At 55.1% G+C, this 24,631-nt stretch carries 26 protein-coding genes and 2 tRNA genes; 17 read left to right on the top strand and 11 right to left on the bottom strand.

The window, feature by feature from the left end; all coding sequences use genetic code 11:
- The first annotated feature begins 81 nt into the window (after window positions 1-81).
- The 4 genes from MLD66_RS04995 to MLD66_RS05010 all read left to right on the top strand — a co-directional run bounded on the left by MLD66_RS04995 (window position 82) and on the right by MLD66_RS05010 (window position 3,191).
- Window positions 82-786: a cytochrome c biogenesis protein CcdA gene (locus MLD66_RS04995; protein WP_247215840.1), complete on the top strand. Its 705-nt coding sequence runs from the start codon at window positions 82-84 to the stop codon at window positions 784-786.
- Window positions 787-945: 159 nt separating this feature from the next.
- Window positions 946-2,751, top strand: a complete 1,806-nt coding sequence (gene aspS / locus MLD66_RS05000) for an aspartate--tRNA ligase (RefSeq protein WP_247215841.1) — start codon at window positions 946-948, stop codon at window positions 2,749-2,751.
- Window positions 2,752-3,099, top strand: a complete 348-nt coding sequence (locus MLD66_RS05005; protein WP_247215842.1) for a DUF309 domain-containing protein — start codon at window positions 2,752-2,754, stop codon at window positions 3,097-3,099.
- A gap of 12 nt (window positions 3,100-3,111) precedes the next feature.
- A tRNA-Leu gene (locus tag MLD66_RS05010) sits at window positions 3,112-3,191 on the top strand.
- Window positions 3,192-3,204: 13 nt separating this feature from the next.
- On the opposite strand, the gene MLD66_RS05015 is transcribed toward MLD66_RS05010, so the two are convergent.
- Complete coding sequence (locus MLD66_RS05015) at window positions 3,205-4,029, bottom strand: hypothetical protein (protein ID WP_247215843.1); 825 nt, start codon at window positions 4,027-4,029, stop codon at window positions 3,205-3,207.
- Between the two features lie 272 nt (window positions 4,030-4,301).
- On the bottom strand, window positions 4,302-4,592 hold the full coding sequence (locus MLD66_RS05020) for a glutaredoxin family protein (protein WP_247215844.1): 291 nt from the start codon (window positions 4,590-4,592) through the stop codon (window positions 4,302-4,304).
- Here MLD66_RS05020 and MLD66_RS05025 point away from each other — a divergent pair.
- The 3 genes from MLD66_RS05025 (at window position 4,591) to MLD66_RS05035 (ending at window position 6,957) form a co-directional block, all read left to right on the top strand.
- On the top strand, window positions 4,591-4,968 hold the full coding sequence (locus MLD66_RS05025; RefSeq protein WP_247215845.1) for a DUF1823 family protein: 378 nt from the start codon (window positions 4,591-4,593) through the stop codon (window positions 4,966-4,968). The genes MLD66_RS05020 and MLD66_RS05025 overlap by 2 nt on opposite strands.
- Window positions 4,965-5,945, top strand: a complete 981-nt coding sequence (locus tag MLD66_RS05030; RefSeq protein WP_247215846.1) for an aspartate carbamoyltransferase catalytic subunit — start codon at window positions 4,965-4,967, stop codon at window positions 5,943-5,945. Before MLD66_RS05025 ends, MLD66_RS05030 begins: the two co-directional genes overlap by 4 nt.
- Window positions 5,946-6,015: 70 nt before the next feature.
- Entirely contained in the window at window positions 6,016-6,957 is a 942-nt protein-coding gene (locus MLD66_RS05035) for a tyrosine-type recombinase/integrase (protein WP_247215847.1), read from the top strand.
- Window positions 6,958-7,104: 147 nt separating this feature from the next.
- Here the strand turns inward: MLD66_RS05035 and lptC are convergent, their stop codons facing one another.
- The 3 genes from lptC to metG form a co-directional block, all read right to left on the bottom strand.
- Window positions 7,105-8,067, bottom strand: a complete 963-nt coding sequence (lptC, locus tag MLD66_RS05040; protein WP_247215848.1) for an LPS export ABC transporter periplasmic protein LptC — start codon at window positions 8,065-8,067, stop codon at window positions 7,105-7,107.
- A complete protein-coding gene (locus tag MLD66_RS05045) occupies window positions 7,997-8,584 on the bottom strand; it encodes an NYN domain-containing protein (protein ID WP_247215849.1) in 588 nt (195 codons plus the stop codon). The genes lptC and MLD66_RS05045 overlap by 71 nt, the downstream gene beginning before the upstream one ends.
- A gap of 116 nt (window positions 8,585-8,700) precedes the next feature.
- Window positions 8,701-10,266 (bottom strand): methionine--tRNA ligase, encoded by a 1,566-nt coding sequence (metG, locus tag MLD66_RS05050; protein ID WP_247215850.1) that lies wholly within the window; start codon window positions 10,264-10,266, stop codon window positions 8,701-8,703.
- A gap of 122 nt (window positions 10,267-10,388) precedes the next feature.
- On the opposite strand from metG, the gene MLD66_RS05055 reads away from it, so the two are divergent.
- From MLD66_RS05055 to MLD66_RS05065, 3 genes are all read left to right on the top strand, one after another.
- Window positions 10,389-11,447, top strand: a complete 1,059-nt coding sequence (locus MLD66_RS05055; protein WP_247215851.1) for a histidine kinase — start codon at window positions 10,389-10,391, stop codon at window positions 11,445-11,447.
- Between the two features lie 65 nt (window positions 11,448-11,512).
- Window positions 11,513-11,585: transfer RNA gene (locus tag MLD66_RS05060), tRNA-Glu, on the top strand.
- A 346-nt stretch (window positions 11,586-11,931) separates the two neighbouring features.
- Complete coding sequence (locus MLD66_RS05065) at window positions 11,932-12,792, top strand: FTR1 family protein (RefSeq protein ID WP_247215852.1); 861 nt, start codon at window positions 11,932-11,934, stop codon at window positions 12,790-12,792.
- Here the strand turns inward: MLD66_RS05065 and MLD66_RS05070 are convergent.
- Genes MLD66_RS05070 through MLD66_RS05080 form a run of 3 tightly spaced genes read right to left on the bottom strand, consistent with a single transcriptional unit; the run spans window position 12,729 to window position 15,354 of the window.
- Window positions 12,729-13,880: an ATP-binding protein gene (locus MLD66_RS05070; RefSeq protein ID WP_247215853.1), complete on the bottom strand. Its 1,152-nt coding sequence runs from the start codon at window positions 13,878-13,880 to the stop codon at window positions 12,729-12,731. The genes MLD66_RS05065 and MLD66_RS05070 overlap by 64 nt on opposite strands.
- On the bottom strand, window positions 13,880-14,632 hold the full coding sequence (locus MLD66_RS05075; protein ID WP_247215854.1) for a response regulator transcription factor: 753 nt from the start codon (window positions 14,630-14,632) through the stop codon (window positions 13,880-13,882). The genes MLD66_RS05070 and MLD66_RS05075 overlap by 1 nt, the downstream gene beginning before the upstream one ends.
- A 53-nt stretch (window positions 14,633-14,685) precedes the next feature.
- On the bottom strand, window positions 14,686-15,354 hold the full coding sequence (locus MLD66_RS05080) for a rhomboid family intramembrane serine protease (RefSeq protein WP_339396918.1): 669 nt from the start codon (window positions 15,352-15,354) through the stop codon (window positions 14,686-14,688).
- On the opposite strand from MLD66_RS05080, the gene MLD66_RS05085 reads away from it, so the two are divergent.
- From MLD66_RS05085 to MLD66_RS05095, 3 genes are read left to right on the top strand one after another with little or no spacing between them, the layout of a single operon-like run.
- The gene (locus MLD66_RS05085; protein WP_247215855.1) at window positions 15,344-16,039 is read left to right on the top strand and encodes a class I SAM-dependent methyltransferase; all 696 of its coding nucleotides are present in this window, start codon (window positions 15,344-15,346) and stop codon (window positions 16,037-16,039) included. The two genes, MLD66_RS05080 and MLD66_RS05085, sit on opposite strands and share 11 nt — an antisense overlap.
- Window positions 15,984-16,727: a nickel pincer cofactor biosynthesis protein LarB gene (gene larB, locus MLD66_RS05090; RefSeq protein WP_247215856.1), complete on the top strand. Its 744-nt coding sequence runs from the start codon at window positions 15,984-15,986 to the stop codon at window positions 16,725-16,727. The genes MLD66_RS05085 and larB overlap by 56 nt, the downstream gene beginning before the upstream one ends.
- Before the next feature lie 46 nt (window positions 16,728-16,773).
- Entirely contained in the window at window positions 16,774-18,363 is a 1,590-nt protein-coding gene (locus tag MLD66_RS05095) for a glucose-6-phosphate isomerase (RefSeq protein ID WP_247215857.1), read from the top strand.
- 307 nt (window positions 18,364-18,670) lie between these two features.
- On the opposite strand, the gene MLD66_RS05100 is transcribed toward MLD66_RS05095, so the two are convergent.
- Window positions 18,671-19,222 (bottom strand): (2Fe-2S) ferredoxin domain-containing protein, encoded by a 552-nt coding sequence (locus tag MLD66_RS05100; protein ID WP_247215858.1) that lies wholly within the window; start codon window positions 19,220-19,222, stop codon window positions 18,671-18,673.
- 117 nt (window positions 19,223-19,339) lie between these two features.
- Between MLD66_RS05100 and lipB the strand changes: the two genes are divergently transcribed.
- The 4 genes from lipB to MLD66_RS05120 are packed head-to-tail and all read left to right on the top strand — an operon-like array spanning window position 19,340 to window position 21,961.
- Window positions 19,340-20,002, top strand: a complete 663-nt coding sequence (lipB, locus tag MLD66_RS05105; protein ID WP_247215859.1) for a lipoyl(octanoyl) transferase LipB — start codon at window positions 19,340-19,342, stop codon at window positions 20,000-20,002.
- A 22-nt stretch (window positions 20,003-20,024) separates the two neighbouring features.
- Window positions 20,025-20,273 carry an acyl carrier protein gene (locus MLD66_RS05110; RefSeq protein ID WP_247215860.1) on the top strand — a complete coding sequence of 83 codons (249 nt, stop codon included), beginning with the start codon at window positions 20,025-20,027 and terminating at the stop codon, window positions 20,271-20,273.
- Window positions 20,274-20,277: 4 nt separating this feature from the next.
- Window positions 20,278-21,525: a beta-ketoacyl-ACP synthase II gene (gene fabF / locus MLD66_RS05115; RefSeq protein ID WP_247215861.1), complete on the top strand. Its 1,248-nt coding sequence runs from the start codon at window positions 20,278-20,280 to the stop codon at window positions 21,523-21,525.
- 1 nt (window position 21,526) lies between these two features.
- Complete coding sequence (locus MLD66_RS05120) at window positions 21,527-21,961, top strand: NUDIX hydrolase (protein ID WP_247215862.1); 435 nt, start codon at window positions 21,527-21,529, stop codon at window positions 21,959-21,961.
- A 396-nt stretch (window positions 21,962-22,357) separates the two neighbouring features.
- Here the strand turns inward: MLD66_RS05120 and MLD66_RS05125 are convergent, their stop codons facing one another.
- Window positions 22,358-23,674: an adenylosuccinate synthase gene (locus MLD66_RS05125; protein WP_247215863.1), complete on the bottom strand. Its 1,317-nt coding sequence runs from the start codon at window positions 23,672-23,674 to the stop codon at window positions 22,358-22,360.
- A gap of 58 nt (window positions 23,675-23,732) precedes the next feature.
- Window positions 23,733-24,572, bottom strand: a complete 840-nt coding sequence (locus MLD66_RS05130) for a prohibitin family protein (RefSeq protein ID WP_247215864.1) — start codon at window positions 24,570-24,572, stop codon at window positions 23,733-23,735.
- Between the last annotated feature and the right edge of the window lie 59 nt (window positions 24,573-24,631).

A 24,631-nucleotide genomic window follows, 5' to 3' on the forward strand; every position in this document is an offset into this window, starting at 1 on the left:
CTCGAACCCATTGGCATTCCCTGAGATGGTTGCCTGTGACCATTTATTGTTACAGTTTATGTAGATTATGAGCATTTGACTGTGATCAACCTGGCGGACACGCTGTATTTTTGGGAGCAATGGGCGAACCAATGGGTGACCCAGGAGTTGCAACACCTGACTCCGGTGAGTTTGGGGCTGGTGCTGGGAGCCGGGGTGGTGACGAGTTTGAACCCCTGTGTTTTGTCCCTTTTACCCGTGACCGTGGCTTGTTTGGGGGCGGAGCAGGGGGGTGGGTGGCGGCGAGCCAGTTGGTTTACCCTGGGGCTGGCCACCACGTTAACGGCGTTGGGGATGGGGGCGGCACTCCTGGGGCGGGTTTACGGGCAATGGGGGAGTGGTTTGTCCCTGTTGGTGGCGGGGGTGGCGATTTGGATGGGGTTGGTACTGCTGGAAGTCCTGCCCTTGCCGATGTGGGCGGTGCCGAGTGGGACGGGCTGGGGACAGGGCGGTTGGCGTTCCTACGGCTTGGGTCTGACCTTTGGACTGGGGGCTTCCCCCTGTAGTACGCCGGTTTTGGCGAGTTTACTGGCGTGGGTGGCGAGTACGGGCAATGTCCTGCTGGGGTTTGGGCTGTTGTTGGCTTATACCTTGGGTTACACGTTGCCCATCTGGGTGGCGGGTACCTTTACGGCAACGGTGCGGCAATGGCTCCGCCTCCGCCCGATTTCCCGCTGGTTTCCCCTGATCAGTGGGGTAATTTTGCTGGTCTTTGGAGTTTATACACTGTTAGCACAAGTGATCTAAGCGCAAATCAAATGTGAATGTCATTGTTACAGAACGTCAACAGGGCAACACCCGCTGAACGCACATTTTCCAGAACTTCCGCTGGGTAGCCCTATGTCCTCATGATCCAGCGTTTCACCTGCGAGTTACCATAGGAAAGCGATTCCAAGGGGAAAATCCGTGCGTAGTCATTGGTGTGGTCAGATTAGCTCAGCCGAGGTGGGGCAAGCGGTGCAACTATGCGGCTGGGTCGAGTATTACCGGGATCATGGCGGGGTAATTTTCTTTGACCTGCGGGATTATACCGGGCGGGTGCAGATTGTCAGTGACCCGGAACGCACGCCCGCATCCTACCCGGTGGCGCAACAATTGCGGTTGGAATCGGTGGTGCAGATTGCTGGTACGGTCAGCCAGCGACCAACGGGTTCGGAAAATCCCCGTTTACCCACCGGTGCCCTGGAAATCTATGCGACTGAATTGGTGGTTTTGAACCCCGTGACCCGTCCCTTGCCATTTTTGCCCTCCGGGGGCGATCCGGTGCGGGAAGAATTGCGTTTGAAATATCGTTACTTGACCATTCGTGGGGATAAATTGCAACAGAATCTCCGCCTACGGCATCAAGTGGTGCAATCCATTCGCCGTTATTTGGAAGACCGGCTGGGTTTTTTGGAAGTGGAAACCCCCATGCTCACCCGTTCTACCCCCGAAGGCGCGCGGGATTATCTGGTTCCCTCTCGTATTTATCCAGGGCAGTGGTATGCGTTGCCCCAATCCCCCCAGCTATTTAAGCAACTTTTAATGGTCGGTGGTTGCGACCGTTACTATCAGATTGTTCGCTGTTTTCGGGATGAGGATTTACGGGCGGATCGGCAACCGGAATTTACCCAATTGGACGTGGAATTGAGTTTTACTTCCATCCCAGAAATGTTGCGAATTAACGAGGAATTGGTCTGCCATGTTTTTTATAAAATTAAGGGGATAGAATTAACCGCACCGTTTCCCCGTTTAACCTATCAGCAAGCGATGGAATGGTATGGCACCGACCGCCCCGACACCCGGTTTGATTTGAAATTAGTCAATGTTTCCGATGTATTAGCAGACTCAGGATTTCGTGTCTTTCGGGAAGCAGTCCAAAATGGGGGTTTGGTGAAAATTTTACCCGTTCCCGGTGGCAATGAAAAAATTTCCAATGTGCGGATCAAACCTGGCGGTGATTTATTTAAGTTGGTCACGGAAGCGGGGGGCAAAGGTCTCGCCTATATTCGGGTGCGGGAGGGATTTGAACTCGATACGATTGGGGCAATTAAGGAGCATTTAACCGAGGCGCAAAAACAAGCCATTTTAGAACGCACCCATGCCCAACCCGGCGATTTATTACTCTTTGGGGCGGGGCCTGCCCATTTGGTGAATAAATCCCTGGATCATTTGCGGCAGTACCTGGGAAGAGAATTAGATTTGATTGATCCCCAAGCGGTTTCCCTTTTGTGGGTAGTGGATTTTCCCCTCGTGGAATGGAACCCAGAACAACAACGTTACGAAGCATTGCACCATCCTTTTACTGCCCCGCACCCGGACGATCTAGGGCATTTGGAAACCGCTAGAGCCTTAGCCTACGATTTGGTGTGGAATGGCACGGAAATTGGGGGCGGCAGTTTACGGAATTACCAACGTTCTACCCAGGAAAAAATCTTTAATTTGATTGGTTTATCCCCTGCTGAGTATGAAGAGAAATTTGGCTTTTTATTAGAAGCCCTGGAGTATGGCGCACCACCGCACGGGGGAATTGCCTATGGTTTGGATCGGTGGGTCATGCTGTTAGCCGGGGAAGATTCGATCCGAGAAGTGATGGCTTTTCCCAAGACCCAACAGGCACGGGATTTACTCACGGATGCGCCAGCGGCAGTTTTGCCAGAACAATTAAAAGAACTCCATGTGCGTATGGCTTCGCCACGCAAGCTATCGGAATTGCCAAAACCTCATGAATAAATGAATCCTTATCCCCCCGAATTTTTACAGGCGATTGACCAATTCAACCAGGGGGAATACTACGCCTGCCATGACACCCTGGAAGCCCTGTGGATGGAAGCGCTGGAGCCGGAACGCACGCTTTATCAGGGGTTATTGCAAATGGCGGTGGCGGGTTATCACCTGGGCAATGGCAATCAGCGGGGTGCCATTTTACTGCTGGGGGAGGGGTTGAGCCGTCTGCGCCGTTGTCAGGAATTGCCGCCTGGGTGGGATTTTGAGAGATTAATTCAGCAAGGGCAAAGTCTATTGGCTCATCTACAAGCGCAACATTCCTGCGAATTTAACCTACGTTTGTTGCCCCTATAATAAAAGATGCCTGCGGACGTGGCGGAATTGGTAGACGCGCTGGATTTAGGTTCCAGTCCTTACGGGTCAGAGTTCGAGTCTCTGCGTCCGCATGATCACATGGGGTTAAGGTGGCGGGAGCAATTCTTCAGCGCGGACAAATTCTTTGAGTGCCTGAATATCGGGATCAAACCGCCAATAGTCTTCAACTTCTTGACGATTGCCGCTGGATTTTAGCCGATAACTTTTATCCCCAATGCCGGTAGTGTTGAGGACAACCGTATAAAACGTGTCATTGTCACTGTCCGTTTCTTCTTTCAACTGTAGGGAAACTTGGTCTAAAAAAAGGGATTGCTTGAGGACAGTAAGTATAAAATATTTAATCAATAGAAGATTGTTATCGGTTTTACTCAAAATAATTCGTTCTCGATAGGGGGTACCAAGAAAAAACATGAGATTAAAAAAGTTCACTACAATAAAAAATATCGCTCCTAAAATATTACGATAATTATTCAAGTTAAGTTGATAGGTGGTTCTTTCGGATTTGAGGAATGTTTCCAAGGAATTTTTGACCTGGTTTGTATAATCAGAACTCCGCTCCCAATCCGTGACCCGCACTGTTTTAGAATTGTTGAGCACCAAACCTACTTGATAAATGGGATACTGACTGGCATCACTATAACCAATTGCTTCAGCTACAAACGCTCGCTGGACACCGCTCACTTTCTGGATTTGCCGGAATGCCCCCCAAAATAGACTGTCTGTAATTTGGCAATTAGTCAGGGTGGGTTCAATCTTTTCACAGCGAATGGAGCGGGTTTGGGCAATAATCCCCCCGCCTATCCAAAGCCATAAAAGACTAAAAAAAATAAATACAATCCATTGCCACAGCAAACCCAGAGAAAGCGTCTCCGCCACCAACCGCTCGCCATCGTAATGGATAATCTTCATATTTTTTTACTCCATCATACCACCGCCAATAATACCCTAGATTTTAACCGAATTTTTGGGCATGGTAATTGTAGCGCACCCCTATAGTACTCCATATTAAGGGCATCTCTAAAAATAGGTCGTACCCCGTCTCTGGTTCTCGATAGCCTGCGTGGTGTAGCCATTAATATAGGCATTTCAGGGAGATAATCTTGCAGTAGTGCTAATAAATAATATAGAGGTACCCTTAAATTGATTTTTGTACTTGGCGTTATGAATTAGTTAAAGATGCCCTATGTTCCTTGGGCAACTGCATTCATTGCTAACCAATTTGCCAGATACTGACGGCATTGTTGCGCCGATAAACGGGGGGACAAACGGGGCAAGGGAATTTCCTGCTCTCCCCGCACCAGGGTCAGCACGGGAATTTCGTACTGATATTTCTGCCACCATTGGGCATCGGTGGTGATGTCCCGCTCCGTTAGGGTGAAGCATCCCGGCGCAATCTCGGTTAATTTTTCCCGTAGTCCCGCACACAGGTGACAACCGGGTTTACCATAAAGCACGAGGTGGGGCAGGGTCATGATGTTGCCAATGGGTAATACAACCAAATTAACCGATGCGCTTTTGTGGGAGATTCTCCAGGAACGGCTCCCGGCGGATGAGGTGAATCAATTGGTCTGGGAGTATTTGGGGTACGAGTATGACCCCAGCCAGCAGACTTGGCGCACGGAGCGGGTGGCTTCCCCCTGGCGGGAGCGATTTCCCACCCCCCCTGATTTTATCCGGGATCGCTCGGCGATTGTCCAACTCACCCGCAGTATTCCCCCGGCGGCGAAACAATTACTCAAACAAGAATTAGGGTTCCCCGGCTACCAGGTGTCGGAACTCACCCCGGAGCGCACCCGCCGTGCCACGATTGTGAATTGGTTGTTGGGGATTCGCCGCACACACCCATGACCAGCCCCCAATGGCAACGACGGCATTTACTCTCCCTACAGGATTTGGCACCTTGGGAGTATGAAATTATCCTGCAAACCACTGCCAGTTTTGTGGAGGTGCTGAGCCGCCCCACGCCCAAGGTTCCCACTTTGCAAGGACGGGTGGTTGCCCTGCTGTTTTTTGAATCTTCGACCCGCACCCGCAACAGCTTTGAACTCGCCGCCAAACGCCTCTCCGCCGATACCCTGAACTTTTCCCCCGGCACCTCCGCCCTGAATAAGGGGGAAACCATTTTGGATACCGCCAAAACCCTGCTGGCGATGAATACCAATCTGATGGTCATCCGCCACCAGTACAGCGGTGTGCCCCACCAAATCGCCCAGGAGTGTGACCGCCTGGGTACGGGGGTGGGGGTGATCAACGCCGGGGATGGGCAACATGAACATCCGACCCAAGCCCTGCTGGATTTATTTACTTTGTGCAGTCAAAATCATGCAAAACCACCCAGTTTAGCCAGTTTGCGGGGGTGCAAAATTGCCATTGTTGGGGATATTCGCCACTCCCGGGTCGCCCGTTCTAATATCTACAGCCTGCGTGCCGCTGGCGCAGAGGTGCATCTGGCGGGACCCCCCACTTTGGTTACTAAGGAATGGCAAGCCCTGGGCGTACAGGTGCATTGGGACTTGGCTCCCGCTTTACAATCGGCTCATTTTGTCATGGCATTGCGCTTACAAACGGAACGGATGGAGCAACATTTTTTGCCCAGCCTGCGGGAGTACCACCGGGAATATGGCTTGACCCGGGAACGGCTCTCTTTGTGCCAACCGGGGGTGAAAATTCTCCATCCTGGTCCGGCGAATCGGGGGGTGGAACTGACTTCCGATGTCATGGATGACCCGGAGTTGAGCCTGGTGTCCCAACAGGTGAGCAATGGGGTGGCGGTACGCATGGCGGTTTTGTATCTCCTGAGTCGGGCGAAACTGACTGGTTCGTAGTAGGAAGGGCGGGGCTATCCTGGGTTATACATTTGCGATACAATGCCCCGTAAATGTTGGCGGTGGCGTGATGACAAGTTCCCTGGCTCCCATCACCACAGACCCATCCCTGAGCGGTCAAACCCATCCGGTTTTGATTTATCTTGCCCGTCTGAGTCCCGGTTCCCGGCGCACCCTGTCTGAGGCGTTGGAATTGCTTGCCCGGTGGAGTAGCCAAGGTCGGTTGGGACTTTGGGAATTTCCCTGGTGGGAGTTGCGGTATCCCCACACGGCGGCGTTGCGCTCCCGGTTGGCGACCCAGTATGCCCCGGCGACGGTCAACAAACAACTGGCGGCTTTGCGGGGGGTTCTGCGGGAATGCTGGCGGTTGGGACTGCTGACGGCAGAGGACTACCACCGCACCATTGATCTGCCCACGGTCAAGGGGCAACGGTTATTGCGGGGTCGGGTGTTGAGTGAGGATGAAGTCAATAAATTGTTAGCCGTTTGTCAACGGGAACATAGCCCTGCTGGCTGTCGGGATGCGACCTTGGTGGGACTATTGGCGGGTTCGGGACTGCGGCGGGCGGAGGTAGTGGCATTACAAATGCAGGACTATGAACCGACGGAACGTCGTCTGCGGGTGCGGGCTGGCAAAGGGAATAAGGACCGGCTGGTGTATGTGGCACCGGGGGCGGATGTGTGGTTAGAACGGTGGTTGCGGTTGCGGGGCACCCAAAGCGGGGCACTCCTCTGTCCGGTAAATCGCTGGGGGCAGGTGGTGGTGCGGGCGTTGACCGAACAGGCGGTGTTGCACATTCTCACCAAACGGGGGCGACAGGCGGGGATTGCGGCTTTTAGTCCCCACGATTTGCGCCGCACATTTATTTCCAATTTGTTGGATGCGGGGGTGGATGTGGCGACGGTGCAAAAATTGGCGGGTCATGCCAATGTACAGACTACAGTTCGCTATGACCGGCGGGATGAACGGGCAAAACGGGCGGCGGTGGCTCGGTTACAGATTCGTTTTTAATGTGGCGATCATATTTGAATTGTGAGTGAATAAAAGTTTAATACTCAAAAAATGAGGGGTCGCAGGGCACCGCCCCGCCCTGGTTCCGGCTAACTTGGCAATTCCCATAGACCGCTTGAGATTGCCATATTTATCTAATCCTTGCGGCTAGGGGACAAATTGGGTAGATGCCCGTTGCACCCGAATCTGACGGGTGGCGAGATTGCCATCAGCACGGCTACCGGTGACCGTCAAGGGGGGGTCATTTTGGCGGTAAAATACATTCCCAACCGCCGTGACCTCCTGGGCAGGAATGCGCCATTCCACCTCTTGCGCCCGCAGTTGTCCCCGCTGGTTGACCGCATCTACCCCCTGGGTGAGCCGCAGGACTTGATTTTGAAAATCCATTTGCCCCCGTCCCGCCTTCACCACCAACTGCTGGGGGGGATGGATGATTTGTACCGGTTGCAGTGCCTGGATGTGCCCCTTTTGCCATTCCCAATCTAGGGCTTCCCCGGTGATATTCAAAGCCGGTTTTTGATTGGTAACTTGGACGTTTTTGCGTAGTGCCAGGTGGTTGTCCCGCAGGCGAATCGTGGCTTCCTGCGCCTTGGCTTGTAGCTTGGGTTGCTGAAATTCCAGATTGCCTTTGAGAATTAATTCCTGTTGCTGGGGTCGCCAGAGCAGGGATTGGGTGGTAATCCGGGTTTTGTCTTGCAGATCAGTGGCAATTAGCCGTCCCTGAATGTCCAAGGTTTCCCCCTGTTCCAAGACCGTCGCCTGCGCCGTTTCCACCCGGTAGCGGGGTTTCCCCCGGTCGTAGATGTTTCCCACCAGTTTTTGCACCTGCACCCGGCGGGTTTTGGGGTCGGCGACCGCCTGCTCTACCTGCAATTTCCAGAGGATTTGACCATTTTTATCCACCTGTTGCAGATTCAAGGATTGAAAGGTGAGTTGCTGGGTCGCTTCCAAATTCGCCTCCGGCTCCAGGGGACGTTCCGCCACCCGACAACCGCTCACAACCAGTCCCAGGCTCAACCCCAGGGCACACCAGCCCCGCCTACTCCCCAGCACCGGGTAAATCCGACACCGGGCGATAGGTTTGGGGGCGATGGGATTTGCGGATTTCATCCCGAATGGACTCCAGGTCAATGTACCGATCCGACACATTGATTAAACTATCACTGGTCATGGAACGCAAGCTGACCACCTCCACCCGTACCCCCCGGTAGCTGACCGCATCCACCGCATAGGCTAAATCCCCATCCCCACTCACCAGAATCGCCGTGTCGTAGGAACCCACCAGGGAGAGCATATCTACGGCAATTTCCACGTCTAAATTTGCCTTTTTTGACCCATCCGGCAACTGCACCAATTCCTTGTAAACCACCCGGTAGCCATTGCGCCGCATCCAGAGTAAAAAACCCTGTTGCTTTTCATTGGTGGGGTCAACACCGGTATAAAAAAAGGCACGCAATAAACGAGAACCCGCCGTCAAGTAACACAATAGCTTGGTATAATCAATTTCAATATTTAACTGGAGAGCGGCATAAAATAAATTGGAACCGTCAATGAAAATCGCCAGTCGCCCCCGGTTTTCCAATACCTGTTGTGGTGTAAATAAGCCCATCGTATCCATGCCAGACATAGGATCATTCCTTGCTAAATGCCAAAATTATGGACTTTTTATTATGGGTTCCCGTGGAGCATTCCACAAGGATCACTCATCATTTTAACCAGGGAATTTTGCACCCCCTGAAAACCTTAGGATTTTATTACTTTTGGTATGCCAATCCGGGCAAAGACGGGTTCCGGTTGTGCCACGGGTTGCCCCACGGGTAATGCCCCCCACCGCCCGTGCCGGTCGTAGTCCGAGGGTGGGTCTTGGTCAAAATCAACTTCGTAGCCCAACTGCTGGTAAATGCGGGTGCTGGTCTGGGGGATCACCGGGCTGAGCAGATAGGCGGCTAACCGCACCGCCTCCAACAACCGATAGAGAACCGCCTCCAAGTCTGCCTGCGCTCCCGTTTTCGCCAACTGCCAGGGGGCTTGCTCATCGATCCATTTATTTGCCCGTTGGGCTAGAGCCAGGGGCAGACCACAGGCTCGGTGGAGGGCAAAGTGCTGATACGCCTCAGCAACCTGCGCCCCCAAATCCTGCCCCAAAAGACGCAAAGGGTCATCCGGGAGGACGTTCACCGGCGGGACTTTCCCATCACAATACTTATGCACCAATTTCAGGGTGCGGTTCAGCAGATTACCCAGATCGTTGGCTAAATCCGCATTCACCGTTTGGATAAATCGCTCCTCGTTAAAATCCCCATCTTTCCCCAGTTCAATTTCTTTCAAAAAATAATAGCGCAGGGCATCACTGCCATATTCTGCCACCAAATAAAAAGGGTCAATGATATTCCCCAGGGATTTGCTCATTTTCTGCCCATCTTTGGTGAGAAATCCGTGGGCAAAAATCCGCTTGGGCAATGGTAATTCCGCCGAGAGTAACATGGCGGGCCAATACACCGCATGGAAGCGCAAAATATCCTTACCAATTAAATGCACATCCACCGGCCACCAGGTTTTCACCGCCTGGGCTAAACTCGGTTCCTCCTCAACCTCTAGCAGGGCGGTTACATATCCCAACAGGGCATCAAACCACACATAAATCACCTGGTTGGGGTCAACGGGCACGGGAAATCCCCAGTCCAAATGCAGGCGAGAAATGGAAAAATCCGCCAACCCCTGGCTGACAAATTTTAATACCTCATTGCGGCGGGTTTCCGGTTGGATAAAATCCGGTTGGGACTGATATAAATCTTCCAGTTGGGCTTGATAGCGGGAGAGGCGAAAAAAGTAATTGGGTTCATCCCGCCATTCCACCTGGAGATGGGGGTGTAGGGGGCAAAACTGACCCGGTAATAATTCCCGTTCATCCTTAAATTCCTCACAGGCGACGCAATACCAACCCTGCTGTTGGTGCAGATAAATATCCCCCCGCTCCCACACCTTTTGAAAAAATTCCCGGACAATCACGCCGTGCCGGGGGTCGGTGGTGCGACTGAACCTCTGCCAACGGATGTTTAACTTCTCCCAAAGTGCCTGAAATTCCCGCACCATCTCATCGCAATGTACTTGCGGGGCGACTCCCCGTTCCTGGGCGGTGCGTTGGATTTTTTGCCCATGCTCATCCGTCCCCGTCACCAAAAGCACCTGATCCCCCCGCAGACGGGCAAACCGAGCGAGGGCATCGGCGGCCATCGTGGTGTAGGCACTGCCGATATGGGGGCGGGCATTCACGTAATACAAGGGGGTGGTCACACTAAACCGAGCCATGCCTACACAATTGGGAAAGAATTAGGAGAGTCGCATTTTTCCATGATAGAAGGATTTTACCTGCCCCCATGCCCCGGTTCATCTCTTATCCTGGTAAATGGGATTGTTATCCTGGATACCCTATGTCCCCCATTCAGGTTTACCTTTTCACCAGCAAGGCCGCCAGCCGGGAACAGATGCGGCAGTTGGCCCAACGGCTTCATACCCTGGGTTGTGGGGAGGAGGCGGTGCAAATGGTGGATGTGAGTGAACAACCCTATTTGGCGGAACGGTTTCGGGTGGTGGTCACCCCGGCGCTGGTCAAGACCAAACCGGAACCCCGGCAGGTGTTGGTGGGGAGCGACCTATTGGATCAACTGGAGTACTGGTGGCCCCGGTGGCAGGCGGAAAAATCCAGTCAACCGGCGAGCGGCAATTCCAGCCCCACCCCTGATGTGGCGACCCTCGAAGAAGAATTAACCCGTGCCAAACTCACCATTCAACAACTGACCGCCCAGGTGCAATTCCGGGACCAGGTTTTGGAACTGCTGGCGCACGACCTACGCAACCCCCTAACGGCGGTGGGCATCGCCCTGGAGACCCTAGAACTCACCCCCGACCGGGCGGATTTAGCCCCGCAACTGCTGCATCAAGCCCGCAATCAGGTGAAAACCCTGGATCGGCTGATCCATAGCATTCTCCAGGTGCGCCGCAACCAACAAAGCGCCCTGCAACTCAACCCCCAAGCCGTACATCTGCGGGAAATGATTGAATTGGTGGCGCAGAGTTTTGCCCCCCAGTTCGCCCACCGGAATCACCACCTGGAACTGGATGTCCCCGAACCCTGTCCGCCCGTATTTGCCGACCCGGATGCCCTGCGGCGGGTGTTGACCAACCTGCTGGACAATGCCTGTAAGTACACCCCCCCCGGCGGTCGGATTCAGATCAGCACCCTGCACAGCACCACCCTCAAGGTACAGGTGACGGTGGCGGACAATGGCCCCGGCATCCCCCCGGAGGATCAGGAGCGGATTTTTGAACCCAGTACCCGCTTGGAACATCAGCACCATGAGGCGGGCTATGGGTTGGGCTTGGCGGTCTGTCGGCAAATTGTCCAGGCGCACTACGGACGGATTTGGGTGGAATCCGCACCGGGGAGGGGCAGTACCTTTCACTTTACCTTGCCCGTGTACCGACCCTAGGGCAGAGGAGCAAATTGACAGATTTCCCCCAAGTTAGCTAAGGTAGTAAATGCGATTGCAATCCTGCCCCCATCGTCTAGTGGACTAGGACACCTCCCTTTCACGGAGGCGACAGGGATTCGAATTCCCTTGGGGGTATCCTAATCAAAATTAAATAGCTCAGCCATCTCCTTGGGGTGGTTAGACGCAGATGGGATGACCCAAAACCCTCTTCTGCATACGCCTGACCCAGTAGGAAATCACCTTACCAAAACGAATTTCATATTAGGAATTGCACTTGGATTGTGAGTAAACTTTTATACTTAATAAAATACTTAAAAAATCAGCGGTCACAGAGTATCACCCCGTACTTGGTTCTATAGAATCTCACTTCTCGTCGCCGGGCACCCCCGCCCTTGGTTCTGCGGATAACCCTATCTCCCAGGAGCAACGTCCACGTGGGATTTAGTTAAGCTGAAAGGGAGGTTTACGCTGTGGTGTCCCTATGGGTCATTGGGCTTTAGCCATTCCCAGTTTTGTGATCACCCTGAGAGAGGGGGTAGAAGCCGCCTTGGTGGTGGGCATTATCCTGACAGTTTTAGGACAAACCCAACGCAAAGACCTGTACCCCTGGGTGGGAGCGGGGGTAGTGGCGGGCGTGGGATTAAGCCTGGCGGGGGGGGGGCTGTTGGTGGTGGGTCTGCACCAATTGACCCAGATGCGCCCCCGGTTGCAGTACGGGGTGGAAGCGGGCTTGGAACTGGTAGCCGCCGGGTTGTTGACCTGGATGTTGCTGTGGATGACCCGGCAGGGACGGGGGATGGCGGGGCTGATCCGGCAACAGGTGTCCGAACAACGGCAGGGTTGGGGCATTGCCCTCCTGGTGCTGGCCGCCGTGGGACGGGAGGGGGTCGAAACGGTGATTTTCATCACTGCCCAGTTCCGCCAGGGGGGACTGCCCTTGTTGGGGGCGTTGGCGGGGGTGTTGGGAGCGGTGCTGGTGGGCTATCTGCTGTTTGGGCTGGGGATGCGGTTGCCCCTGCGAGCATTTTTCCTGGTGATGGGCAGTGGTTTATTGCTGATTGTGGGGGGCTTGTTGGTCAGTGCCCTCCTGCACCTGAGTAAAGCCCTGGCGGAGGCGGGGACGGGGCTGGGAATGCTGGTCTGGGATACCTCCCGGTGGTTGCCGGATGGGGAATGGCCGGGACTCCTACTCAAGGTGCTGTTGGGCTACCGGGATCACCTCTACCTCCTGCAAGTGCTGGTTTATGGCTTGTTTGTGGGTGGGGTCGGGTTTTTGTACTACCGCTCCTTGACGGGTGGTGTATCTTCCCCAGACCAAGGCTCTGCCGTCCAGGGCAGTTGAATGCGTAGCCATGCCCCGCCCCATTGGGGATGGTTGCTCGCCTGCACGTCCCCCCCATGCGCCACGACAATTTGGCGGACGATGGCCAGCCCCAGTCCCGTGCCGCTTTCCTGCCATTGGGCATCCCGTTGCCCTTGGTAAAATCGCTCAAACAGATGGGGCAAGTCGGCGGTGGGAAACCCCGCTCCCTCGTCAATGACATCAATCTCTACCCGCTGGTGAACCGCTTGGGGGGTAATCCGCACATGAATCGTGCCCCCCGGCGGACTATATTTAATGCTGTTGTCCAGCACATTGCAGAACATCCGGTACAGGCGCAGTTCATCCCCCTTCAGCCAGAGACAGGCTGGACCAAGGTAGTCCAGGGTGAGATTTTTGCGTTGGGCGAGGGGTTCCAGAGCCTGCCAAACCGTCTGCACCAGGGCGACCACATCCACCGGGGTGGGGTTGCGAACCGGACTACGTCCCTGCGCCACTTCCAGCCAATTCTGTACCAAATGAATCAGGCGGTCCAATTCCCCCAGCAGGCGGGTGACCCAGGTTTGCAGGGGCGGTTCTAGCCGTTGGTGTAAAGCCTCCGCCACCAATCGCATGGCGGTCAAGGGGGTTTTCAGTTCGTGGGTCAAATCCGTCACCCACCGTTCCCGGGCTTGGCTGAGTTCCACCAGGGTTTGCCGGTTTTCCAAAAACACCACCACCTGCCCCTGGGACAGCCGTTGGGCTGTAGCCCGCAGGGCAATGGGGAGGGGAGCGGATTCCCCCGCCGGTGGATAAAAGGCCCATTCCTCCGTACAGGGAGTGGTGTGACTGCGGGTGCGTTGGATCAGTTGGTCCAGTTCGTAGGAGCGCACCAATTCCAGCAGGAGGCGGGGTTGTTCCGGTTGCCAACGGTGTAAACTCAGCAACTCCCTCGCCGCCGGGTTACACAGGATCAGTTGATTTTCCTCATCCACCACCAGACAACCGCAGGGCAAACCTTGGATCATTTCCGCCCAGGCCAACGACGGGGGAGGCATCCGCCAGCGGCTCAACCCCCACCCCACCGCACCGCCCAGCCCCAGCCCGAGCAACAGCAGGCTCCATTCCATCACCCAAAGCGGTAGCCAAAGCCCCGCACCGTCAGGATGTATTCCGGGTGGCTGGGGTCACGCTCCAGTTTTTGGCGCAACCAGCGGATGTGCACATCTACCGTTTTGCTGTCCCCCACAAAGTCCGACCCCCACACCCGGTCCAGCAAACTTTCCCGGGACCAAACCCGGCGGGGATAGTTCATAAACAGTTCCAGCAGGCGAAATTCCTTGGGGGACAAATTCACCACCTCCCCCCGCACCGTCACCCGGCACTGTTGGGGGTAGCAGTAAATGTCTTTATAATGTAAAACAGTGGGTTGGGGCAGGTAGTTTTGCTTTTGCCGCCGCAGGAGGGCCCGACACCGGGCGATCAATTCCCGGGTACTAAAGGGTTTGATCAGATAATCATCCGCCCCCACCTCCAACCCCAACACCCGGTCGGTTTCGCTCCCCCGGGCACTGAGGATCAAAATCGGCGTGGCATTTCCCTGGCGGCGCAGGAGACGGCACAAATCCAAACCATTCACCTGGGGCAACATCAAATCCAAAACCACCAAATCAAAGGGGGGCAATGCCTGGCTGGGTTCCGTCTGGAGCAATAGCCCTAAGGCCGCCCGCCCATCCGCCACCGCCGTGACACAATAGCCTTCCTCCGTCAGGGAAAGCTGGAGCATTTCCCGAATCAAGTCCTCATCTTCCACCACCAAAATCCGGTTGGCTTCAGTTAATGCCACCGGTGCGGGCGCATCCGTCAGTTCCACGGCCTGCATGGGAAATTGTGGGAAAACACGTGCCCTTCCATCTTACCCCCAATTTCTCTCGATCAATCCCGCCGTTCCGGCCACAGGGGCAACAGCACCGCCCCCGCCAAAAACCCCGCCACATGGGCAAGATAGGCAATCCCCGGCATTCCCGGTTCCGTCGCCGCCGCCCGCAGGGTCTCAAAAACGATCCAGAATCCCAGATAGACCACCGCCGGAATACGAATCACCGTGATAAAAATTACCAAAATCAACAGGGTGTGAATCTGGGCGTGGGGAAACCGCACGATATAGCCCCCCATCACCCCGGCAATCGCCCCGCTGGCACCGATCAGGGGTATGCCGGAATGAGCCGTAACCCCCGCTTGGACAAAGGCGGCCACCGCCCCACACAGCAGGTAAAAGCATAAAAACGGCCCGCGTCCCAACACATCTTCCAAATTATTCCCAAACAGCCAGAGAAACCACATATTCCCCGCCAGATGCCACAGCCCGCCGTGCAGAAATTGGGAACTCACCAGGGTAAACCACTCTCGGTCAAAATGGGTAAACAATTCCCGGGGAATCACCGCCCAGGTTTGGATAAAGGGTTTTAATTCCGCCGCCTCCAATCCCACCTGGTAGAAAAAAACCACCACACATACCGTGATCAGCCCGTAGGTCATCACCGGGGTACGCCCGGTTGGGTTATCGTCGTAAAGGGGAAACATAGGAGTAACGGTGTCTGCCACGATTCGACCAGGGGAAGTATTTGCCCACGCCAGGGACTTTGACCAGGGCATCCGCCGGTTGCTTCCCCATTATGACCAGCTTTTGACCGCCTTGAGTTGGTGTGTGCCCCCGGAGGCGCAGCGGGTGTTGGACTTGGGGTGCGGCACGGGTAATCTCAGCGCCCGTATCCTCGAACGGTTGCCCCAGGTGCAGATCATGGCGATGGACTATTCCCCGGCGATGATCCAGCAGGCACAGGGGAAATTACCCCCAGCGCAAACCACCTTCATCACCGCCGATTTTGGGGCGTGGGCGGTCAACCCCCAGGATTTTCCCCCCATTGAGCCGGTGGATGCCTGCGTGTCCTCCCTGGCGATTCACCACCTGAGCGATGCCATGAAGGGGCAGTTGTTCCGGCAGATTTTTGCCCACCTGCGCCCCGGCGGTTGTTTTTGGAATGCCGACCCGGTGTTGGCACCCCATCCCCACAGTGCCGCCCTGTACCAACGGGTGCGTCAGGAATGTACCCCCAGCGAACTCATCCCGGAACGGGGCATCGTACACACCTGCGGCACCTCCAGCCAAGACCAGTTGGCAACCCTGGCAACCCAATTGGAATTACTCAGAGCCGCCGGATTTGTGGGGGTGGATGGGGTCTGGCAATGGTTTGGCGTGGCAATCTTTGGTGGCTATGTACCCGTCTAATCTGGGGGATTTTGCCCATTTGGACTGGGATCGTGCCGCCCGCACCGGCATTCCTGAAGTGGTGTGGGGGTTGGGGAAAACGCCAGAACAAATTGCTACGATTTTACAGCAAATGTATGAACGCAATGGTCTAGCACTGGCAACCCGGATCAGCCCATCAGTGGCGCAGGTCATTCAAGGTCAAATTCACAACCAATTAAGTAACAGTCCTCTGACCTATGACTCCCTGGGGGAAACCCTGGTGCTGGGTACGCCAACAGTACGCCATGCGGGGTTGGTGGGGGTGATTACGGCGGGGACGGCGGATCAAAAGGTGGCGCAGGAAGCCCTGGTCACCCTGCACTATCTGGGGTTTCAGAGCCAGTCCTTTCGGGATGTGGGGGTGGCGGGAATACAGCGGTTGCTCCAGCGGTGGGCGGAGATACAGCCCTGCGATGTGCTAATTGTGGTGGCGGGGATGGAGGGGGCACTGCCTTCGGTGGTGGCGGGGTTAAGTTCGGTGCCGGTGATTGGCGTGCCGACCAGTATTGGCTACGGGGCGCAGTGGCAGGGATTAGCACCTCTATTAACCATGCTGAATAGCTGTGCGCCGGGGCTGGCGGTGGTGAACATTGACAATGGGTTTGGGGCGGCAGTCCTGGCGGGGAAAATTCTGCGTTTGCTGGCTCGGCGGGGGGAGGGATGTTAAGATGAAGCCGCCTGGGTTGCTTGCTGAATTACTTGGGGGAAGGAACATGGCACCGACACTCTGGCAACGGTATCAGGACTGGTTGTATTACCACAGCGGTTTGGAACTGTATCTGGATGTGAGCCGGGTGGACAGTTTGACGCAGGAACTATATCAAGAACTCCAGCCGCAGTTCATCCGGGCGTTTCAGGATATGGCGGCTTTAGAAAGCGGTAGCATTGCCAACCCGGACGAGCAACGCATGGTGGGGCACTATTGGTTGCGGGACCCGGATTTAGCCCCCACCCCAGAAATTCAGCGGGACATTCGGGAGTCCATTGACCGAGTGGAGCAGTTTGCCCAGCAGGTGCATCGGGGGGAAATCAGGGCAGGGAACGGGGAACCCTTTACGGATGTGGTTTCTGTGGGCATTGGCGGTTCAGCCCTTGGTCCTCAGTTTGTGGCGCAGGCGTTGGCTCCCGTTCAGCCACCCTTGGGAATTCATTTTATTGACAATACCGATCCCGCAGGCATTGACCGGCTGGTGGCAACCTTGGGGAACCGTTTACGCACCAGTGTAATTTTGGTCACGTCCAAATCCGGCGGCACCCCCGAACCCCGCAACGGCATGTGGGAATTACAGCGGGTCTTTCGCCAGCGGGAATGGCTGTTTGCGCCCCAGGCGGTGGCGGTGACCATGCCCGGCAGTGATTTGGATCAAACCGCCCAACAGGAGCGGTGGCTGGCCCGTTTTCCCATGTTTGACTGGGTGGGGGGGCGCACCTCGGAATTGGCGACGGTGGGGCTGGTACCGGCGGCTCTGCAGGGGATTCCCATCCGGGAGATGTTGCGGGGGGCACGGGAAATGGATCAGGCGACCCGCATCGCTGAAGTACGGCAAAATCCGGCGGCACTCCTCGCCTTGGCTTGGTATGCGGCGGGGCAGGGACAGGGGCGCAAAGACATGGTGATCCTGCCCTACAAGGACAGCCTGAGTTTGCTCAGCCGCTATCTGCAACAGTTGGTGATGGAATCCCTGGGCAAGGAAAAGGATTTGGATGGCAAGGTGGTGAATCAGGGCATTGCCGTCTATGGCAACAAGGGTTCCACCGACCAACACGCCTATGTGCAACAGTTGCGGGAGGGGTTGAATAACTTTTTTGCCACCTTTATCGAAGTACTCAAGGATCGAGATGGTGGGGACTGGGAAATCGAACCGGGGATCACCACCGGGGATTACCTCTCCGGCTTTTTGCAGGGCACCCGGCAAGCCTTGTACGAAAACGGTCGGGAATCCATTACCATCACCCTGCGGGAAGTCACCCCCAAAACCGTAGCCGCCTTGATTGCCCTGTACGAACGGGCGGTGGGTTTGTATGCTTCGTTAATCAATATCAATGCCTACCATCAGCCGGGGGTCGAAGCGGGGAAAAAAGCCGCCAGTGCCATCTTGCAACTGCAACGCCAATTGCTGAAAACCCTACGGGAGCATCCCCACGGGTTAACTTTAGAAGAAATAGCACAACAGGTACAGGCACCAGCGGAAGTGGAAACGATTTACAAAATTTTGCGCCATCTCGAAGCCAACCAGCGGGGGGTGGAATTTATCGGTGAAAAGCATAAACTCGCTGGATTGATGGTGCGCCCCCAGGGGTAAAGGACTATTTCCAGTTGCGGTTGGGGGTAGGGCATCTCTAAAAAATAGGTCGCAGGGGCACCACCCCCGTTCTTGGTTCTGGAGAATTTCTGTATGCCTACGGCACGCAAGCTAATGCAAATCAAGTAGGATTGCTAAATCTGCCACTGGCGATAATAAATACAGTCTATTTGTCAATTAAAGGATGCAAAAAGCCTTGATTATTCTAAAATTTCAGCATGATTGACCTACGGTAAGTGGGGTTCAACTGTATCCCATAACTACTTAAAAGACTGTAAATAGAGGTGCCGTTAATTAAAAATGCCCGTTATTTATCCCCACAACCCAGGTGAGGGCTAGTGATTCGCTGTACCTGCACCCGTAATTCAGGCATGAGGGTAGCCACCTGCGCCCGGTGATAATTGTGACCATTAATGCGTACATTGGGGGCGGTTTTGCAGGCTTTCTGGCAACCACTCCCTTCCACAAAAACCCATTCTTCCCAACCCTGCGCGCGCACCATTTCGCTAAGTTCTTGCAATAATTGCACTCCCCCCTGCTTGCGGCAATTGCCCTTTTGGCAGACCTCGACCCGACAAGGCGGATGGGTGGCGGCCATGCTTTGGGCGAGGGTGGGCGGGGAAACCAGGGACTCCGTACCGGAAAACAAAATAATATCCGTAGCTTGCCAACTGTGGTCATGCCAACGTACTGCCACTTTTACGCCCATCCCCACCACCAATTCCCGCATTAGCCCCGCCCGCATATACTTGGGCAATTTCACCTGATACTCCTGGGCCCCATCCTGGATGCGGATAAACTTGAGCTTGCCCTTGCTCGAAGGCCAAAACCCCACAAACACGCCGGTGAAAATTTCCATAATGATATTTATGTGCAATAAACTTACCTTTAGTATAGGGGCAGATGACCCGGGGTCACAAGGGGATCACCAGGATGGTTTACCCTGGGAAACGCCGGGATACGCGACGCCGCTGGGATGGCAAAAATTCAGGTAATTCAGGCGGGATCGGTGCCCTATCCCCACGCCTGGGCATGGCAAAAGGAACAGGTGCAGGAACGGTTGGATCACCCGGAACTCCCGGATGTATTGGCATTATTAGAACATGAGCCGGTCTATACCCTGGGGCAGGGGGCATCTTTAGATTTTCTGCATTTTTCCATCGGTAGGATTGGCATTCCCGTCTATCGCACGGAACGGGGCGGGGAAGTGACCTATCATGGGCCGGGGCAGGTGGTGGGCTATCCGATTTTGCGCCTGAAAAATTACGGGTTGGATGTGCATCAGTATCTGCGTGCTTTAGAGCAAATTATTATCAATGTCCTGGAAAAATATGGTATTCCTGGGGAACGGAAACCCGGCTATACCGGGGTATGGGTGGGGGACCAAAAGGTGGCGGCGCTGGGCATCAAGGTACGGCGGGGGGTGACGATGCACGGGTTTGCCCTGAATGTGTGTACGGATTTAAGGGCTTTTGAGCGGATTGTGCCCTGTGGGATTCGGGGCTATGGGGTGGGAAATGTGGCGCAATTTTGCCCCGATATTGACCTGGCAGGGGTGTGCGAGGGTTTGATCCAGAGCTTTGGGGCAGTTTTGGGCGCAGACATGGAGCAGGGGGGCCCAATTTCGATAAGATGCTAAGGATACCCAATGGAGTTGTGGCATGGATAAGCAGGAAATTCTCACTGAAGTCCAAAAAATTGTGGCGGACACCCTGGATGTGGAATTGGAAAAGGTGACTCCAGAGGCGAGTTTTGCCAATGATTTGGGGGCGGATTCCCTGGCGACGGTGGACTTGGTGATGAAGTTGGAAGAGTCCTTTGATATTGAAATCCCCGACAGTGCCGCCGAGCAGATCACGACGGTACAACAGGCGGTGGACTATATTGCCCAACAGAAGGTAGCGGCGTAGGTTCATGACGAGTCGGGAGCGGGTGGTCGTCACGGGGCTGGGGGCAATTACACCCCTGGGGAATACGGTGGCGGACTATTGGGCGGGTCTGCTGGCGGGTCGCAGTGGCATTGGCCCGGTGACCTTGTTTGATGCCTCCCAACAGGACTGCCGGATTGCCGGGGAGGTGAAAGATTTTGACCCCTGTGCCTATCTGGAGCGGCGGGATGCGAAACGGATGGATCGTTTTGCCCAGTTTGGGGTGTGTGCCAGTTTGCAAGCCCTCCAGGATGCGGGGCTGACCATCACGGCGGCGAATGCCTGTCAGGTGGGGGTGGTGCTGGGGACGGGTGTCGGGGGTCTGCGGATTATGGAGGAGCAGGAGCAGGTATTGCTGACCAAAGGGCCCGGTCGCTGTAGCCCCTTTACCGTGCCGATGATGATTTGTAATATGGCCGCCGGGTTGACCGCCATTCACACGGGTGCCAAGGGCCCCAATTCCTGTCCCGTGACCGCCTGTGCCGCCGGTGCCAACGCCATTGGGGATGCCCTGCGTCTGTTGCAACAGGGGTATGTGCAGGCGATGATTTGTGGGGGCACGGAGGGTGCCATTACCCCCCTGGGGATGGCCGCTTTTGCCGCCTGTAAAGCCATTTCCCTGCGGAATGAGGAACCGACCCGGGCTTCCCGTCCCTTTGACCGTGACCGGGATGGGTTTGTGCTGGGGGAGGGGGCGGGGGTCTTGATTTTGGAAACCCTCAGCCATGCCCAACGGCGGGGTGCCCGGATTTATGCGGAATTGGTGGGGTATGGTTCCACCTGTGATGCTTACCATATCACTGCCCCCACGCCGGACGGGGAGGGAGCGATCCGGGCGATTGAATTGGCTCTCAAGGATGGGCATCTCCGCCCTGACCAGGTGAATTATATCAACGCCCACGGCACCAGCACCCCCGCCAACGATGTGACGGAAACCAAAGCGATCAAAAAAGCCCTGGGGGACCACGCCTACCGGGTTGCCGTGAGTTCCACCAAATCCATGACCGGTCATTTGTTAGGGGGTTCGGGGGGGATTGAAGCGGTGGCGACGGTGTTGGCGGTCTATCACGACCAGGTGCCGCCGACGATTAACCTTGACCATCCCGACCCGGAATGTGACCTGGATTATGTGCCCCATCAGGCTCGTAACCTACCTGTGGAGGTGGCGTTGTCCAATTCCTTTGGTTTTGGGGGTCACAATGTCACCCTAGCGTTTCGGAAATTTCGCACTTAGTATGGGCTGGAGCGAGCGGATTCGGGTGCTGGCTTTGGGGTTAATCCAACGGGACAACCGGGTGTTTTTGTCCCAAGGTTATGACCCGGCTCGCCAACTCACTTTTTACCGAGCGTTGGGGGGTGGGGTGGAGTTTGGGGAACCCAGTGCCCGTGCCCTAGAGCGGGAATTTTGGGAAGAATTGCAGGCGGAACTGCGGGATATTGAATATCTGGGTTGTTTGGAGAATATTTTTACCTACAATGGCAAGCCGGGGCATGAAATTATCCAGCTTTATCGCTGTGGTTTTGTTGACCCGAAATTTTATGAATGTGAATCCCTGCAATTCCAGGAGGGGGAACGGACTAAAATCGCCCGTTGGGTGGCTATAGAACCCCTATTAAATGGGGAATTGATCCTTTATCCAGAGGGATTTAGCCAGTATTTAACCCGCTGATTGACCAAAAATTCTGGTTGGAATAATAAGGGAACCTCTGTTTATTTGAACCAACCATAAATCCCCTTGTGGGAATGCCTATATTACCCAGAACCAAATACGGGGGCGGTACCCCTGCGACCCCTGTTCTCAATTCATTTAGGTTTACTGTAGCAATCTTACTTGCTTGATTAACAACGAAGAGAAATTCCCCAAAGCCAAATACGGGGGCGGTGCCCCTGCGACCCCTGCTCTCAATTCATTTAGGTTTACTGTAGCAATCTTACTTGCTTGATTAACAACGAAGAGAAATTCCCCAAAGCCAAATACGGGGGCGGCGCCCCTGCGACCTATTTTTAGAAGTGCCCTATATTTTTAAGTTTTGTATAAAAAACTCCCGACCTGCGGTTTTTTGGCTCAACTGACCGGCAGTAATGCCCGTTTAGGACCATGAATTGGGTCTTCCACAATAATGGTTTGCTCCCGACCTGCCCCCAGGGAAATGATGGCAATGGGCACTTCCATCATGCTCGCCAAAAAGTGCAAATAGTCCAACGCCGCCTTGGGCAATTCCTCTAAGGAACGGCAATGGCTGGTGGGGGATTGCCAACCGGGGAGGGTCTCATACACGGGCTGACAACGGGCAAACTGACGGCTACTATTGGGAAAATTGCGGGTGCGTTGTCCGTCAATTTCGTAGGCGACACAGACTTTAATTTCTGGCAATTCATCCAGCACATCTAATTTGGTAATCGCCAAACAATCCATGCCATTGATCCGCACCGCATAACGACCAATCACCGCATCAAACCACCCACAACGCCGTTTCCGCCCGGTCGTCGTGCCAAATTCTGCCCCCCGTTCGCACAGATGCTCGCCCACATCCCCATGCAATTCCGTGGGAAAAGGCCCCTCCCCCACCCGGGTCGTGTAGGCTTTCGCCACCCCAATCACCCGGTCAATCATGGTCGGCCCGATCCCCGCCCCCACACAGGCTCCCCCCGCCACCGGGTTGGAAGAAGTGACGTAGGGATAGGTGCCGTGGTCCAAGTCCAGCAAAGTTCCCTGCGCCCCTTCAAATAGGATATTGCGTCGCTTTTGGACTGCTTCCCACAAGACCAGCGTACTGTCCACAATGTGGGGTCGCAGGCGTTGGGCATACGCCAGATATTGCTGAATAATTTCCTCCGCATCCAGGGGCGGGCGGTTATACAGCTTTTCCAATACCACATTTTTCTGGGTAATCGTCCAGGTCAGTTGTTCCCGCAGTCCCTCCGGGTCGAGCAAATCCTGCACCCGAATCCCAGTCCGGTCCGACTTGTCCGCATAAGTAGGGCCAATCCCCCGCCCGGTGGTGCCAATCCGATGCCGACCCCGATATTCCTCCTCCGCTTGGTCAATCAGGCGATGGTAGGGCATGGTCACGTGGGCGGTCTGGGAAATCCAGAGGTTGTCCGTCGGTACCCCCAACTGCTCCAGTTGAGCCATTTCCGCCAGCAATACCTGGGGGTCAATCACCGTGCCACTGCCGATGATGCACTGGGTATCCGGGTAAAGAATCCCGGAAGGAATCAGGTGCAACTTAAACGTCTGCCCCGCCACCACCACCGTATGCCCCGCATTCACCCCCCCCTGGTAGCGCACCACCACGTCCGCCGAGGCACTCAGCAGGTCGGTAATTTTCCCCTTCCCCTCATCGCCCCACTGGGCACCAATCACAATAACGTTGGCCAAGGTCGCAATTGATCAAGAAACCACAAGCTTCTGATTGTAACATAGGGGTTGCTCCCAATCAAGAATTGCCCTTGAAGTCCTTGAGGTTAAATAAAAAGGGTACGCCGGTGGTATTGCCGCCCCCCATGACTAAAACTTGGGGCATTTGGGCACCCCCGGATTTCCAGGCTTCGATGGCTTCTTTTTGCAGTACCAATTCCCCCCCTTGGGCCCGCAGGGTTTCGGCGAGCAACCGCTGGGCTTCCGCTTTCCCCCGGGCCCGGTTAACTTCCGCCTGGGCTTCCTGTTCCGCCGCTTGGGCCACATACACCGCCCGTTGGGCCTGCTGTTCGGCGATTTGTTTTTCTTCCACCGCCCGGGCAAATTCCGGTGAGAAATTCAAATCCACCACACTCGTATCCAGGACGATGATGCCGTATTTTTCCAAGCGACTTTGCAGGGCACTATCAAAATCATTTTTGAGCAATTCCCGCTGGGTAATGGATTCCTCGGCGGTGCGGCGGGCGGCGGCCACCTTGAAGGATTCCTGGGTCTGGGGGGCAATGATTTTCGCCACGATATTGGCTAGGGAACCCTGGGTACGGCGAATTTCCACCACCCGTTGGGGGTCGAGCCGGAAGTTGATGGCAAATCGCCCGGTCAGGTCCTGTAAATCCTTGGTGGCACTTTGCGCCGGGACTTCAAATTTTTGCACCGTCACATCATAGACATCCACCTGGGAAATCAAGGGGGGTTTGAGGTGTATCCCCTCCAAAAGTGCCCCGTCCTGGGATTTGCCCAAAATACTCAGCACTCCCGCTTCCCCGGGGTTGATGATCACATAGGAACTCAACCCCAGAAACAAAACTAGGGCGAGAATCACACCACTGAATAAGTTAGATACATTTGGGGTTTTCACGGGGCAATCCCTCCGCAGATGACGCTCCTATTATTCCCCACCGGGAGCAGGTCAGGCAA

The organism is Synechococcus sp. C9 (genome assembly GCF_022984075.1).
GTDB lineage: Bacteria > Cyanobacteriota > Cyanobacteriia > Gloeomargaritales > Gloeomargaritaceae > Gloeomargarita.